We start from the raw sequence: 13,655 nt of genomic DNA, 5'->3' as shown, positions 1-13,655 counted from the left end.
TCTTATTCCTATGCGGAAACAGTTTACTCGTTTAGCCGCCGCTGCTGCCGTAGCGGCCACCATGTCCGGCTGCGCCGGCAGCTACCATGCCATCCGGCCCGACCGCCTCGGTAACTATCAGACAGCCACGCAAGCGGGTGCTCCGGTTGAGTTTGAATACCGGTACAGCGCGCTACTCGCCAATGGCGCCAACAAAAAGTACGTTAAAAAGGAGCGCAAGCAGGGCTACCAAGTAGTCGCCGTGAAGGTAAAAAACAACACCAGCACCGACCTGAACTTCTCCCGCGACCTGGAGCTGACGTTCGGCGACCGGCCCATCATGCCCGTACCCAGTGTGCAGGCCGCCAGCGACCTGAAGCAGGGCGTGGCTATTTATCTGCTGTACGTGCTGGGCATCGGTCAGATCGGCGGTACCCGGGACCCGTACACTGGCCAGACTACCGGCGGTACCATCTTCCCTTGGGGTCCTGTCGCGGCGGCCGGTAATATGATTGGAGCCAGCTCGGCCAATAAGAATATGCGCAACGAGTTTGCCAAGTTTGACCTCACCAACAAAGTGATTCGGCCGGGAGAAACGGCGTACGGCATTGTGCCATTGCGCGAAACCAGTGTGGCCCCGCTGAAGCTCACGCTCCGCACCAGCGCCGCCTCGGCTCCGGTTACCGTGCCGGCCACGGCCCCGGCTGCTACGCCGGCTCCGTCCAACGGCGGCCAGTAGTTTTCAGTAACTCGCTACGAAAACAAAAAAGCCCCGCTGCGCAATGCAGCGGGGCTTTTTACTGTGGCATTGTCCGGAATTACTTCTTGGCAATTACGTTGAAGCTCATGGTGAAGTCATCCATGATGGCTTTGTCGCCAATGCTCTCGAAGAACGACTTCGAGCCGTACTTGATGTCGAACTTGGTCCGGTCGATGGTGGCCGTGCCGCTAGCCGAGGCAACGCCGCCTTTCACGCCTACTTTGGCGGGGAAGGTAATTTTCTGGGTGATGCCCTTGATGGTCAGGTCACCAGCTACAGTGGCGTTGTTGCCGTTGGCGTCGCCTTTCAGTGGGGTTACGCTGGTGATTTTGAACGTGGAGGTCGGGTTCTTGTCAATGCTGAAGAAGTCCTCGGAACGCAGGTGGCCCACCAGCTTGGCGTTGTATTCGGCTTCCTTGATGTCCTCTACTTTCAGCGAGTTCATGTCCACCACAAACGTACCACCCACAATCTGGCTGCCACGCACCAGTACCGTACCTTCTTTGAACTGCACGTTACCGTTGTGCTGGCCGGTTACTTTTTTACCAACCCAACCCAGCGTGCTCAGCTGCGGCTGCAGCGCATACGACTGCGAAGCGGCCTTTTCCGAGCCGGGAGTTACTTTTTTCTGAGCCGAAGCGGGTGAAACAGCAAACAGGGCAGCAGCCAGCAGCGCTGGCGTAAACAGTTTTTTCATGATCTAGAAAAACAGAAAAAGGGAAACGAAAAGTCGAATTGGGTAACTGAAACCGTCAGTTGCGGATCTTATCGAGCAGGTCGCTGAGTTGGGCAGCCTCCTCATCGGTCAGGTTTTGCAGGCCATTGCGCTGGTTTTCCAGCACAGGGTCCAACTCATTAAGCAACGCCAGCCCCGCATCGGTAATGCGGATATCCACGGCACGCCGGTTGCTGGGGCACACAGTACGGGTAACCAACTGCTTGGCCTCCAGTTTGTCCACAATACGGGAGGCGTTGCTAGTTTTGTCGAGCATGCGCTCAATGAGTAGATTTACCGTGGCCGGCTTAGGATGCTGTCCCCGCAGAATGCGCAGGATGTTGAATTGCGGCAGGGTCAGGGAGTGACTCTTGAACAGGGCACTCTGCTGCTGCTGCACCCACCCCGTCGTAAATACCAGATTGATGAGAGCCTTCTGGTAGTTGTTCTTGAAAGCAGGCTGTTTGATTTCGTCCTCGATTTTCATGTACTGCGGCAAAATGACGGAACGCGTTGCAAATATATGTACATACATTTAATGTGCAAACACAGTTCCGAATCTTTTTACGAAAATAAAGGAACCGGCTAATACTTGCTTACCCCGGGGCAATTATAATGCCCGGTTGCAAACGCCATGGCCGGCTGGTGCGTACGTAGGCGTATTCTCCACGCTTCTTCGCTTCGTTATGAAAAAAATTCTGCTTGCCCTGCTGCTGTGCAGCGTCGGGGCTGCCAGCGCCCAAACTGGCTCTAACACCGTAGCCAGCGCGGTAGAAACCACACCTACCGACCGGTTCATCCTGCAAAATGGCGAGGTAGTGCAGGTACGTGGCCGCCGGCCCATGCCACTTACTCACAATGTGCTGCTGCCCAATGGCACTAAAATCAACTATAAAAGCGGCATTGTGGAGCTGCCCGGCGGCAAGATTACTACCCTGAAAGAAGGCGACTATGTGCGCCCCACCGGCGAAATTGTATTTGCCACGGCCGGCAGCGCCGCCCAGTCGCGCGGTGATAACACGGTGCCCGCCACCGCCCAGTTTGCCACGTACACCGACCCGCGCCCGGCTCCGGCTACCCCCGCTGCCATGGAAACCCGCCTCTCGGAGATGAATAGCAAAATCAGCCTCATGGCCGAAAAAATTCAACTGCTGAATCAGAAAATCAGCCTGCTGAGCACCAACGCCCAGCGCCCCACTGACACGGCCTCCCTCGACCAGAAAATTCAGGCCATTGATGCCAAACTGAAATAAGCTGCTGCGGGTGTTCTGCCCACCAGCTCCCCGCCCGATGCAACGTCATGGGGCGGGGAGTTTTCTTTTGGGCACAAGTGTCGGCCAGCAGTCAGCACATTGGATCTGGCCTTTGGCCGGTACTTCCCGCAGCATTCCAGTATCTTGAGCATTCCACTCCTCACTCTTACCCGAATAGTTTAGCGTGCTTTGTATAGCCCATCTGCGTTGTTTTGGATTGTGGCTGGGGCTGCTCTGGGCGGTGGCGGGCTGCTCGCCCACGCCGCCGGTGCCCACCTACCGTATCGGCTTTTCGCAGAGCGTTAGTGCCGGCGACTGGCGGCAGGCCATGCTGGCCGGAATGGAACGGGAACTGGTGTTTCACCCCGAAATTCAGCTACTGACCCGGGACGCGCAGAGCAGCAGCCGGCAGCAGCAGCAGCAGATTCATGACTTGCTGGATGCCGGGGCAGATGTGCTCATTGTGGCTCCCAACGACGCGCAGGCATTATCAGCATCAGTAGAAGAAGCGTACCGCCGCGGAGTGCCCGTCATTCTGCTGGATAACCGCACTGCCTCGCCCCACTATGCCGCCTACGTGGGCGGCGACAATACCAGCGCAGGAGCTACGGCCGCCCGCTACGCCGCGCAGCTGCTGCAGCAACGGGGGCAGGTGGTGGAAATACTGGTAGCTACTTCCTCCGTTTCCCGGGAGCGGCACCAGGGCTTTACGCAGGCGCTGAAAGAGTATCCGCGCATGCAGGTGGCCGGCATCGTACCCGGCGACTGGGGCGTTACGGCCCTGCAGCCGGCCCTGACCCGCCTGCTGCAGCAACGCCCCGAAACCCGCCTGATATTTGCCCACAGCGACCAGATGGCCCAAGGCGCCTACGAGGTATGCCAGCGGCTGAATCGGCCGGATATCCGCATTATTGGGGTGGATGGCCTGGCGGGCAAGGGCAACGGGCTGGAAATGGTGCAGCAGGGCCGCAGCACTGCCTCGTTGTTTTATTCGCCAGGCGGGGAAGAAGCCATTCGGGTGGCGCTAAAGATTTTGCAGCACCAGGCCTACGAGCGGGAGAATATCCTGGGTACTATCGTTATTGACTCGACCAACGCCCTCACGCTGCAGCAGCAGGCGGCCAAGCTGACCAGTCAGCAGGAAGGCATTAAGCAGCAGCAGCAGCTGTTGCACACGTTACAGGCCACGTTTGCCAGCCAGCGCACGGTATTGTATGGGCTACTGCTGACGCTGGCTGCCGCGCTGGGGCTGGGGGCCAGCGCGTGGCGGGCGGCGCGCAACAACCGCCGCATCAACCAGGAACTGGCCCGGCAGAACGCCGCCAACGATGCCATTAACCAGGAGTTGGTGCGACAGAATGCGGCCAACGATGCCATCAACCGTCAGCTCAGTGCCCAAAATGAGGAAATCCGGGCCCAGCGCAACCAGCTGGCGGCGCTGGCCGAACAGGCCCGGGTGGAAACCGAAGCCAAGCTGCGCTTCTTCACTAACTTCTCCCACGAGCTGCGCACCCCCCTTACCTTGATTATGGGCCCGGTGGAAGAGATGCTGACCGGCCGCAGCGGGGCCGCGCTGCTACCAGCCCAACGCCACGACCTGGGCCTGATCCGGAGAAGCACCCAACGCCTGTTGCAACTGGTAAACCAACTGCTCGATTTCCGCAAGATTGAAGTGGGCAAGATGGCCGTGCAGGCCCGGCCCGACGATTTGGTGGCGTTTGTACGGGAGTTGGTGGAGGCCTTTGAGCCAGCGGCCCGGGTTCAGCAGGTGCGGCTAAGCTTCCAGCCGGCTGCTCCTACCCTACCGGGCTGGCTGGACCGGAACGTGCTGGACAAAGTGTTCCTGAACCTGCTCAGTAATGCCCTTAAATACACTCCGGCCGGCGGCCAGATTACCGTGGGCGTGCAGTCCGCCGAGGAAGGCCGCAGTCTGCAGGTACTGGTGGCTGACACCGGCCGCGGCATCCGGGCCCAGGATAGCCCCCATATTTTTGAGTGGTTTTACCAGGGCGAGCAGCCAGCCACAGGCAAAGGTTCTGGCATGGGGCTGGCCCTGGCGCAGGGCTTGGTTCGGCTGCACCAGGGTCAGCTTACATTTAGCAGTCAGGTAGGCCAGGGCAGCACCTTTACTGTAACGTTGCCCCGGGAGCTGCCCACCGAACTGCGCGCTACCAACCCGGCCGAGCCCCTGGAGATGACGCTGGATGAGCCACTGGCCCTGCCGGCCACCGAAACCGATACGCTGCCGGCGGAAGCTGAGGCGCTGGTGCTGGTGATTGAGGACAACGCCGACGTAAACGAGTTTGTAGCCCGCAAGCTGCGCCCCCATTTCCGGGTGCAGGCGGCCGCCGATGGGAAGGCGGGACTACAACTGGCCCTGGAGCTGATACCGGACCTGATTGTGTGCGACGTGATGATGCCCGGCCTGAGCGGATTGGAAGTAGTGGCCCGGCTCCGCGCCGACTGGCGCACCTCCCACGTACCGGTAATATTGCTCACGGCCCGCAATGCCCCCGAGCAGCAGGTAGAAGGCGTGCAGGCCGGCGCCGATGTGTACCTGACCAAGCCTTTCAACCCGGCCTTCCTGCTGGAGAGCGTGCGCACCCTGCTGGCCAACCGCGCCCGGCAACGGGAGCACCTGAGTAGGCAGTTGCTGGCCGCAGCCCCTGCCGAGCCCGTTCAGAAAGCTCCCAACCCCGATCAGGAATTTATTGCTGCCCTAACGGCCCAGGTGGAAGCTGATCTTACCCGCACCGACCTTACGGTGGAAGAGCTGGCTCACGCTCTGGGCTTCTCGCGGATGCAGCTGTATCGGAAAGTAAAAGCCGTGCTCGGCACCAGCATCACCGACTTTATCCAGCGCGTACGATTGCAGAAGGCCTGCGACCTGCTGCGTGATGACTCACTTAGCGTGACGGCCATAGCCTATGAAGTGGGGTATGCCTCTCACTCTTACTTCTCTAACAGCTTCAAGGCCCGCTACGGGCTGGCTCCCTCGGAGTTCCGGGCGCGGCATCAGGCCGGAGTCAGTTGAAATAATTGTGCATCCACTGCTCCCAACACACACCGTAACCTGACGAAAACACATCCTACACCCCTCATAACTCATTACTACAAAATCAATTACATAATTATTTTAAATTGAACGCGCGCTGCACGATTTGAGCATAAGCCGGGAGGCTGGACCCTGAATCTTTACGGAGTCACCCATTCTACCTCCTACTCCTTCGTTGCTCCTATGACTTCCCGTCGTGCGTTTATGAAGTCCGCCGCCCTGCTCTCGGCCGGCGTGCTGGCGGCTCCGGCCCTGCTGGCTAAAGCTCCCGCTACCATTGGTTTGCAGCTGTACACCGTGCGCGACGCTATGCAGCAGGACGCGGCCGGCACCCTGGCCCGGTTGGCCAAGCTGGGCTATAACTCGGTGGAAGGCGCCACCTACACCGGCAGCCAGAAATTCTACGGAATGGAGCCGGCCGCCTTTGCCAAGCTCCTGAAGCAAACCGGCCTCATGATGCCCAGCAGCCACTACCTGTTGGGCGAGCAGGAAAATAACGGCCAGGCCACTCAGGGCACCATGCTGCACGGCTGGGACAAAGCCGTGGACGATGCCGCCCAGGTGGGCATCAAGTACATGGTGTGCGCCTGGCTAACCGAGTCGGAGCGGGGCAACCTGGACCACTATAAGCTGCTGGCCGAGCGCCTGAACAAAGCCGGGGAGCGGTGCAAGAAAGCGGGCATTCAGATGGCCTACCACAACCACGACTTCGAGTTTGCCGCCCAGAACGGCAAGCTACCCTACGATGTGCTGCTCAAGGAAACCGACAAAAACCTGGTGCAGATGGAGCTGGACCTGTACTGGGCCACCAGAGCCGGCCACGACCCGGTGGAGCTATTCAAGAAGAACCCCGGCCGCTTCCCGCTCTGGCACGTGAAGGACATGGACAAAACACCCCAGCGCAACTTCACCGAAGTGGGCAACGGCAGCATCGACTTCAAGCGCATCTTCGCCCAGGCCAAGCTGGCGGGTCTGAAATACTACTTCGTGGAGCAGGACCAAACCCCCGGCTCCCCCTTCGACAGCATTCAGCAGAGTATCACTTACCTCAAGCGCAACCTCATCTAGTTGTTGGGTGCTGGTTGTTAGTTATTAGGCATGGTGTACCTCCTCTGTCTGCTTAACTGACAACCAGCAACTGACAACCAGCAACTTCTTTCGATATGGAAAAGAATACCTATGATGCCATTGTCATCGGGTCCGGTATTTCGGGCGGCATGGCGGCCAAGGAGCTGACCGAAAAGGGCCTGAAAACTATTATGCTGGAGCGGGGCCGCAACGTAGAGCACATCAAAGACTACGTGAATGCCAATAAGGCCCCCTGGGAGTTTGCCCACCGGGGTGGCAAAACCGAGCAGATGATTAAGGACTACCCGGTGCTGAGCCGGGACTACACCCTGAACGAAACCAACCTGGATTTCTGGGTGAAGGAGAAGGAGAGCCCCTACGTGGAGGTGAAGCCCTTCGACTGGTTCCGGGGCTACCAGGTGGGCGGCCGCTCCCTGATGTGGGGCCGGCAGAGCTACCGCTGGAGCGAGTACGACTTTGAGGCCAACGCCAAGGACGGCATTGCCGTGGACTGGCCCATCCGCTACAAAGACCTGGCCCCCTGGTACAGCCACGCCGAGAAGTTTGCCGGCATCAGCGGCAACCGGGACGGCCTGCCCCAGCTCCCCGACGGCGAGTTTATGCCGCCCATGGAGATGAACTGCGTGGAAAAGGACGTGGCCGCCCGCATCCGCAAAAACTACAAGGACCGCCACATGGTCATTGGCCGCACGGCCAATATCACCCGCCCCCACAACAACCGCGTAAACTGCCAGTACCGCAACAAATGCTGGCTGGGCTGCCCGTTCGGGGCCTATTTCAGCACGCAGTCGGCCTCCCTGCCGGCGGCTATGGCTACCGGCAACCTCACGCTGCGGCCGTTTTCCATCGTCACCCGCATCCTCTACGACAAGGACACCAAGCGGGCCAAGGGCGTGGAGGTGCTGGACGCGGAAACCAACCAGACCTACGAGTACTTCGCCAAAATCGTGTTTGTGAATGCCTCGGCCCTGAACTCGGCCTGGGTGCTGATGAACTCGGCTACTGATGTATGGCCCGAGGGCCTGGGCAGCAGCAGCGGAGAGCTAGGCCACAACCTCATGGACCACCATTTCCGGGTGGGGGCCCACGGCGAAATGCCCGGCTACGAGGACAAGTACACCTACGGCCGCCGCGCCAACGGCATTTACGTGCCCCGCTACCGCAACCTGTTCGGGGATAAGCGCGAGTACCTGCGGGGCTTTGGCTACCAGGGCGGGGCCGGTCGGGAAGGCTGGGGCCGCGACGTGGCCGAGCTCAGCATCGGCGGCGACTTCAAGGATGCCCTCACCGAGCCCGGCAACTGGACTATGGGCCTCACCGGCTTCGGCGAAACCCTGCCCTACCACGATAACCGCGCCTACCTCGACAAAACCAAAAAGGACAAGTGGGGTCTGCCGGTGCTGGCCATCGACGCCACCATCCGGGACAACGAGCAGAAAATGCGCATCGATATGATGAACGATGCTCAGGAAATGCTGGAAAAAGCGGGCCTCAAAAACGTAAACACCTACAATAGCGGCTATACTTTGGGCGGCGGCATCCACGAAATGGGCACCGCCCGCATGGGCCGCGACCCGAAAACCTCGGTGCTCAACCAGCACAACCAAGTGTGGGATGCCCCTAACGTGTACGTCACCGACGGAGCCTGCATGACCTCGGCGGCCTGCCAGAACCCCTCCCTCACCTACCTGGCCCTCACGGCCCGCGCCGTGGACCACGCCGTGGGTGAGCTGAAAAAACAGAACATCTAACCCCTACCAACGATGATGAACCGACGTGATGCCCTGGCCCGCGTAGCTCTGCTGATGGGCGGAGTCGTTATCGGGGGCGACTATTTCCTGAGCAGCTGCTCTTCGCCCAGCGAGGAAAAAACGAAGACCAAACAACCCACGGCTACCGCACCCAAAGAGCTGCCGGCCGTGCTGACTGCCGAGCAGGTAGCCTACCTGAACGAAGTGGGCGACACCATTCTGCCCCCCACTAAAACGCCGGGTGCCAAAGCCGCCGACGTGGGCGGCTTTATGGCCGTGATGGTGCGCGACTGTTACAAGCCCGAAGACCAGCAAATCTTCAAGCAGGGCCTGAACAAGCTGGAAGCCGCCGCCAAGCAGAAGTACAGCAAGGGCTTTATGGAACTGGACGCTGCCCAGCGCACGGCCCTGCTCACGGCCCTGGACGCGGAGCAGAAAACCTACGCCAAAACCAAAACGCCGGAGCAGCCCAACCACTACTTCCGCATGATTAAGGAGCTCACGCTGCTGGGCTACTTCACCTCCGAAGTAGGGGCCACCAAAGCCCTGCGTTACCTGCCCGTCCCCGGCAAGTACGAGGGCTGCGTCCCCTACAAAAAAGGCGACCGGGCCTGGGCTACTACCTGAGTTATAGGTACAGAACAATGTAGAGACGCGACACTTCGCGTCTCGGCGTTGAACGACCATGCACCAACTGACAAAACAACATCAGCAACGATTGAGACGCGAAGTGTCGCGTCTCTACAGCACCTAACAACCGCATGAAACTACGACTGGGCATGATTGGCGGGGGGCAGGGAGCATTTATCGGGGCGGTGCACCGCATGGCCGCCGCCCTGGATGGCCTGTATGAGCTAACCGCCGGTGCCTTCAGCAGCAACCCCGACACTTCCCGGGCCACTGGCCGGGAGCTGGGCTTGGCCCCCGAGCGGGTGTACGGCTCGTATCAGGAGCTTATCGAGCAGGAAGCCCGGCGGCCGGCGGCTGAGCGGGTGCAGGTTATCAGCATCGTGACGCCTAACCACCTGCACTTTGCGCCGGCCAAGCTGGCCCTGGAAAACGGCTTCGATGTGGTGCTGGATAAGCCGATGACGTTTTCCCTGGCGGAGGCGAAGGAGTTGCAGCAGGTGGTGGCCACTACCGGCCGTAAGCTCTGCCTCACCCACACCTACACCGGCTACCCCATGCTGAAGGAGGCCCGGCAGTTGGCGGCCTCCGGGGCACTGGGCACCATCCGGAAAGTGTACGTAGAGTACCCGCAGGGCTGGCTGAGCGCCTTTGAGGAAGGCGGCGACAACAAGCAGGCCGCCTGGCGCACCGACCCCGCCCGCAGCGGCGTGGCCGGAGCCATGGGCGACATTGGCACCCACGCCTTCAACCTGCTCGAATACGTGAGCGGCCTGCAGGCTACCCAACTCTGCGCCGACATCAATACCGTAGTACCCGGCCGCCAATTGGATGATGACGGGGCCGTGCTGCTGCGCCTGACGGGCGGGGCCAGCGGGGTGCTGGTGGCTACCCAGGTAGCGGCCGGTGAGGAAAACAACCTGCGCCTGCGCCTCTACGGCGAAAAAGGCGGCCTCGACTGGCAGCAGGCCGACGCCAACACGCTGCTGGTGAAGTGGCTGGACCGGCCCACCGAAATCCGGCGCACGGGCGCGGGCTACCTCAGCGCCGCCGCCCGCCACAACAGCCGCATTCCGGCCGGCCACCCTGAGGGCTACCTCGAAGCCTTTGCCAACCTCTACCGCAATTTCGCCCTGACCCTGCTGGCCGAGCAAACCGGCCACCCCGCCCCGCCCGAAGCCCAGGATTATCCCGGTATTGAGGACGGCGTGCGGGGCATGGCCTTCATCGAAACCGTCATTGCCTCGGGCCGCTCCGAGCAGAAATGGACGGACTTTCCGGCTTCTGAGAGCTTAGAACCTAGAATGTAGAACTCAGCTTCCGTTCAACCGAAAAGGCCTACTTTCTAAGCTCTACGTTCTTGGCTCTAAGCTCTAACAATGAAAACAATCAAAGGACCCGGCATATTTCTGGCCCAGTTCATCGGCGACCAAGCCCCCTTCAATAGCCTCGCCAGCATCTGCCAGTGGGCGGCGGGACTTGGCTACAAGGGCGTACAGCTCCCGACCCTGGATAGCCGCTTCATTGACCTGCAACTGGCCGCCGAAAGTCAGACCTACGCCGATGAAGTGCGCGGCACGGTGCGGGCAGCCGGTCTAGAAATTACCGAGCTATCCACGCACTTGCAGGGCCAGCTGGTGGCCATAAACCCCGTGTACGACCAGCTGTTTGATGGTTTTGCACCCGAAGCCGTGCGCGGCAACCCCACCGCCCGGCAGCAGTGGGCGGTGCAGCAGCTGAAGTACGCGGCCCAGGCTTCGCAGCGGCTGGGGCTCACGGCCCACGCCACGTTTAGCGGGGCCTTGCTCTGGCCCTACGTGTACCCCTGGCCCCAGCGCCCGGCCGGCCTCGTAGAAACCGGCTTTAACGAGTTGGCCCGCCGCTGGCGGCCTATCCTGGACGTGTTTGATGAGTGCGGGGTGGACGTGTGCTACGAAATTCACCCCGGCGAGGACCTGCACGACGGGGTGAGCTACGAACTATTCCTGGAGAAAGTCGGCCAGCACCCCCGGGCCTGCCTGCTCTACGACCCCTCCCACTTTGTGCTGCAATGCTTGGACTACTTGGAGTACATTGACATCTACCACGAGCGAATCCGGGCCTTTCACGTGAAGGATGCCGAGTTTAACCCCAGCGGCCGCCAGGGCGTGTACGGGGGGTACCAGGGTTGGGTAGACCGCGCCGGCCGCTTCCGCTCCCTGGGGGATGGGCAGGTGAATTTCAACGCCATTTTCAGTAAGCTCACCCAGTACGATTACCCCGGCTGGGCCGTGCTGGAGTGGGAATGCGCCCTCAAACACCCCGAAGACGGAGCCCGCGAAGGTGCGCCTTTCATTCAAAACCACATCATCCGCGTCACCGATAAGGCCTTCGACGACTTTGCCGCCTCCGGCATCGACGCGGCCCGCAACAATACCCTGCTCGGCCTCTAACTCTTCCCAAGCTCACCCATGAAAAACAGCCTTCTTCTCCTGACCCTCTGCGCCGGCCTGGCCGCCTGCGGCTCCGAATCCGATAAGCCCGCCGCCAAGGAAACCTACACCCTGGCTGACGAGGCCGAAACCGCCCAGGACAGTACTACCGGTGCCAACGTCAGTGCCGTGGCCCGGCAGCCGCAGGTAGATACCAACGCCACTAAAATTGGCACCACGCCCACCGGCACGCCGGCCGAAATGGGTGCCAAGCTCATTGCCGGCTCCGACTGCACCACCTGCCACCGCGACAATGAAAAGCTGCTGGGGCCGGCTTACAAGGACATTGCCGCCAAGTACCCCAACACCCCCGCCAACGTGACCATGCTGGCCAAGAAAATCATAACCGGGGGCAGCGGCAACTGGGGCGAGGTGGCCATGACGCCCCACCCCGGCCTCTCCCAGAAAGACGCCGAGGAAATGACCCGCTACATCCTGAGCCTGAAATAAAAACCAGCTCTTAACAACCTATAAAGGCCGTCATGCTGAGCTTGCCGAAGCATCTCTACCGCTTCGTTGCAAGGCCCATTACTTAGCCAGAGGGAGAGATGCTTCGGCAAGCTCAGCATGACAATTACCTAGGTAACGTCATCCCCATATTCCTCGCTTCGCTCGGAATGACAGCCTATTCCCAACCCCCTATTCGCCCTTGCTTATGACCTCTGCAATCCGGGTAAAACTGTCCCTCATGATGTTCCTGGAGTTCTTCATCTGGGGCGCGTGGTTTGTCACGCTGGGGACCTATTTGCTGCGCAACCTGGGAGCCTCGGGCACGCAGGTGGGTGTGGCGTTTCTTACGCAGTCCATCGGGGCCATTGTGGCCCCGTTTATCGTGGGGCTCATTGCCGACCGGTTTTTCTCGGCGCAGAAGATACTGGGCGTGCTGCACCTGGCCGGAGCTCTGCTGCTGTGGCGGGCTTCTCAGGCTCCGGATTTCGGCAGCTTCTACCCCAGCATCCTCACCTACATGATTCTGTACATGCCCACGCTGGCGCTGGTGAACTCCATTGCGTTTCGGCAGATGCAGAACCCGCAGAAGGAGTTTGCGCCCATTCGGGTGCTGGGCACGCTGGGCTGGATTGTGGCCGGCCTCACCATTGGCTGGCTGAACTGGGAGCAGAGCAACAGCCTGCAGCTTACGTTTCTGATGGCCGCGGGGGCCTCGGCCCTGCTGGGCGTGTTCAGCTTCACGCTGCCCGCCACGCCACCCGTGAAAAAGGGCCAGTCCAGCTCCGTGGGCAGTTTGCTGGGGCTGGATGCTATTGGAATGCTCAAAAACCGCTCTTACCTCACGTTCTTTCTGGCTTCCATTGCTATCTGCATTCCGCTGGCCTTTTATTACGGCTTCACCAACCCCTTCCTGAATGAGGTGGGCATGAAGGCCGCAGCCGGCGTGCAGAGCCTGGGGCAGGTATCGGAGTTGCTGTTTATGCTGGCTATTCCGCTGTTTTTCAGCAAGCTGGGCGTGAAGAAGATGCTGGCTATTGGCATGGCGGCCTGGGTGCTGCGCTACGTGTGCTTCGCCTACGGCGGCGGGGAAAACGGCTACTGGCTGCTGATTGCCGGTATTGTGCTGCACGGCATCTGCTATGATTTCTTCTTCGTGACGGGCCAGATTTATACCGATAACCTGGCCGGCGAGCAGTTCAAGAGCTCCGCCCAGGGCTTCATCACCCTGGCTACCTACGGCGTGGGTATGCTGATTGGCACGCTGCTCTCGGGCCGCATCTTCGACCAGTACCAACTCGCGGCCGGGGCCCACGACTGGCGCATGATCTGGCTGATTCCGGCCGGTATTGCCGCCACCGTGCTGGTGCTGTTTCTGCTGCTGTTCAAGGAACGAAACACTGCTCCTGCCCCCGCCGAAACGGCCGACGCTGATGCTGCTCCACGCCTAGCCAACGCCAACTAATCCGCCTTTGCATGCTGGGCCTTCGGCTCAGCCTATACATTTG

General features: G+C 60.4%; 12 protein-coding genes. 10 read left to right on the top strand and 2 right to left on the bottom strand.

Annotation, left to right across the window (positions count from 1 at the left end; all coding sequences use genetic code 11):
- Nucleotides 1–10 precede the first annotated feature (10 nt).
- The gene (locus ACN19L_RS17800; RefSeq protein ID WP_426490810.1) at nucleotides 11–718 is read left to right on the top strand and encodes a hypothetical protein; all 708 of its coding nucleotides are present in this window, start codon (nucleotides 11–13) and stop codon (nucleotides 716–718) included.
- A gap of 79 nt (nucleotides 719–797) precedes the next feature.
- Here ACN19L_RS17800 and ACN19L_RS17795 read toward each other — a convergent pair whose 3' ends face one another.
- On the bottom strand, nucleotides 798–1,436 hold the full coding sequence (locus tag ACN19L_RS17795; RefSeq protein ID WP_426490809.1) for a YceI family protein: 639 nt from the start codon (nucleotides 1,434–1,436) through the stop codon (nucleotides 798–800).
- A gap of 55 nt (nucleotides 1,437–1,491) precedes the next feature.
- Nucleotides 1,492–1,941, bottom strand: a complete 450-nt coding sequence (locus ACN19L_RS17790) for a MarR family winged helix-turn-helix transcriptional regulator (RefSeq protein WP_426490808.1) — start codon at nucleotides 1,939–1,941, stop codon at nucleotides 1,492–1,494.
- A 199-nt stretch (nucleotides 1,942–2,140) separates the two neighbouring features.
- Here ACN19L_RS17790 and ACN19L_RS17785 point away from each other — a divergent pair, with 199 nt between their 5' ends.
- The 9 genes from ACN19L_RS17785 (at nucleotide 2,141) to ACN19L_RS17745 (ending at nucleotide 13,612) form a co-directional block, all read left to right on the top strand.
- The gene (locus ACN19L_RS17785; RefSeq protein ID WP_426490807.1) at nucleotides 2,141–2,707 is read left to right on the top strand and encodes a DUF6799 domain-containing protein; all 567 of its coding nucleotides are present in this window, start codon (nucleotides 2,141–2,143) and stop codon (nucleotides 2,705–2,707) included.
- Nucleotides 2,708–2,924: 217 nt separating this feature from the next.
- On the top strand, nucleotides 2,925–5,741 hold the full coding sequence (locus ACN19L_RS17780; protein ID WP_426490806.1) for a substrate-binding domain-containing protein: 2,817 nt from the start codon (nucleotides 2,925–2,927) through the stop codon (nucleotides 5,739–5,741).
- A gap of 204 nt (nucleotides 5,742–5,945) precedes the next feature.
- Nucleotides 5,946–6,830 carry a sugar phosphate isomerase/epimerase family protein gene (locus tag ACN19L_RS17775; protein ID WP_426490805.1) on the top strand — a complete coding sequence of 295 codons (885 nt, stop codon included), beginning with the start codon at nucleotides 5,946–5,948 and terminating at the stop codon, nucleotides 6,828–6,830.
- A gap of 95 nt (nucleotides 6,831–6,925) precedes the next feature.
- Nucleotides 6,926–8,602: a GMC oxidoreductase gene (locus ACN19L_RS17770; protein WP_426490804.1), complete on the top strand. Its 1,677-nt coding sequence runs from the start codon at nucleotides 6,926–6,928 to the stop codon at nucleotides 8,600–8,602.
- Between the two features lie 12 nt (nucleotides 8,603–8,614).
- Nucleotides 8,615–9,229 carry a gluconate 2-dehydrogenase subunit 3 family protein gene (locus ACN19L_RS17765; protein ID WP_426490803.1) on the top strand — a complete coding sequence of 205 codons (615 nt, stop codon included), beginning with the start codon at nucleotides 8,615–8,617 and terminating at the stop codon, nucleotides 9,227–9,229.
- 134 nt (nucleotides 9,230–9,363) lie between these two features.
- The gene (locus ACN19L_RS17760; RefSeq protein ID WP_426490802.1) at nucleotides 9,364–10,539 is read left to right on the top strand and encodes a Gfo/Idh/MocA family protein; all 1,176 of its coding nucleotides are present in this window, start codon (nucleotides 9,364–9,366) and stop codon (nucleotides 10,537–10,539) included.
- A gap of 69 nt (nucleotides 10,540–10,608) precedes the next feature.
- Entirely contained in the window at nucleotides 10,609–11,661 is a 1,053-nt protein-coding gene (locus ACN19L_RS17755) for a sugar phosphate isomerase/epimerase family protein (protein ID WP_426490801.1), read from the top strand.
- 18 nt (nucleotides 11,662–11,679) lie between these two features.
- Nucleotides 11,680–12,150 (top strand): c-type cytochrome, encoded by a 471-nt coding sequence (locus ACN19L_RS17750; RefSeq protein WP_426490800.1) that lies wholly within the window; start codon nucleotides 11,680–11,682, stop codon nucleotides 12,148–12,150.
- A 205-nt stretch (nucleotides 12,151–12,355) separates the two neighbouring features.
- Nucleotides 12,356–13,612: a nucleoside permease gene (locus ACN19L_RS17745; RefSeq protein WP_426490799.1), complete on the top strand. Its 1,257-nt coding sequence runs from the start codon at nucleotides 12,356–12,358 to the stop codon at nucleotides 13,610–13,612.
- Nucleotides 13,613–13,655: the final 43 nt, after the last annotated feature.

Origin of the sequence: Hymenobacter sp. 102 (assembly GCF_049949205.1) — a bacterium.
In the GTDB taxonomy this organism is placed as follows: domain Bacteria; phylum Bacteroidota; class Bacteroidia; order Cytophagales; family Hymenobacteraceae; genus Hymenobacter.
The sequence above is the reverse complement of the archived record's forward strand: the minus strand, read 5'-3'. Positions and strand labels throughout refer to the sequence as shown.

Excerpts from the sequence above, each read along its gene's own strand:
- ACN19L_RS17800 (WP_426490810.1), top strand. The coding sequence starts at position 11 with ATGCGGAAACAGTTTACTCGTTTAGCCGCCGCTGCTGCCGTAGCGGCC.
- ACN19L_RS17795 (WP_426490809.1), bottom strand. The coding sequence starts at position 1,436 with ATGAAAAAACTGTTTACGCCAGCGCTGCTGGCTGCTGCCCTGTTTGCT.
- ACN19L_RS17790 (WP_426490808.1), bottom strand. The coding sequence starts at position 1,941 with ATGAAAATCGAGGACGAAATCAAACAGCCTGCTTTCAAGAACAACTAC.
- ACN19L_RS17785 (WP_426490807.1), top strand. The coding sequence starts at position 2,141 with ATGAAAAAAATTCTGCTTGCCCTGCTGCTGTGCAGCGTCGGGGCTGCC.
- ACN19L_RS17775 (WP_426490805.1), top strand. The coding sequence starts at position 5,946 with ATGACTTCCCGTCGTGCGTTTATGAAGTCCGCCGCCCTGCTCTCGGCC.
- ACN19L_RS17770 (WP_426490804.1), top strand. The coding sequence starts at position 6,926 with ATGGAAAAGAATACCTATGATGCCATTGTCATCGGGTCCGGTATTTCG.
- ACN19L_RS17765 (WP_426490803.1), top strand. The coding sequence starts at position 8,615 with ATGATGAACCGACGTGATGCCCTGGCCCGCGTAGCTCTGCTGATGGGC.
- ACN19L_RS17760 (WP_426490802.1), top strand. The coding sequence starts at position 9,364 with ATGAAACTACGACTGGGCATGATTGGCGGGGGGCAGGGAGCATTTATC.
- ACN19L_RS17755 (WP_426490801.1), top strand. The coding sequence starts at position 10,609 with ATGAAAACAATCAAAGGACCCGGCATATTTCTGGCCCAGTTCATCGGC.
- ACN19L_RS17750 (WP_426490800.1), top strand. The coding sequence starts at position 11,680 with ATGAAAAACAGCCTTCTTCTCCTGACCCTCTGCGCCGGCCTGGCCGCC.
- ACN19L_RS17745 (WP_426490799.1), top strand. The coding sequence starts at position 12,356 with ATGACCTCTGCAATCCGGGTAAAACTGTCCCTCATGATGTTCCTGGAG.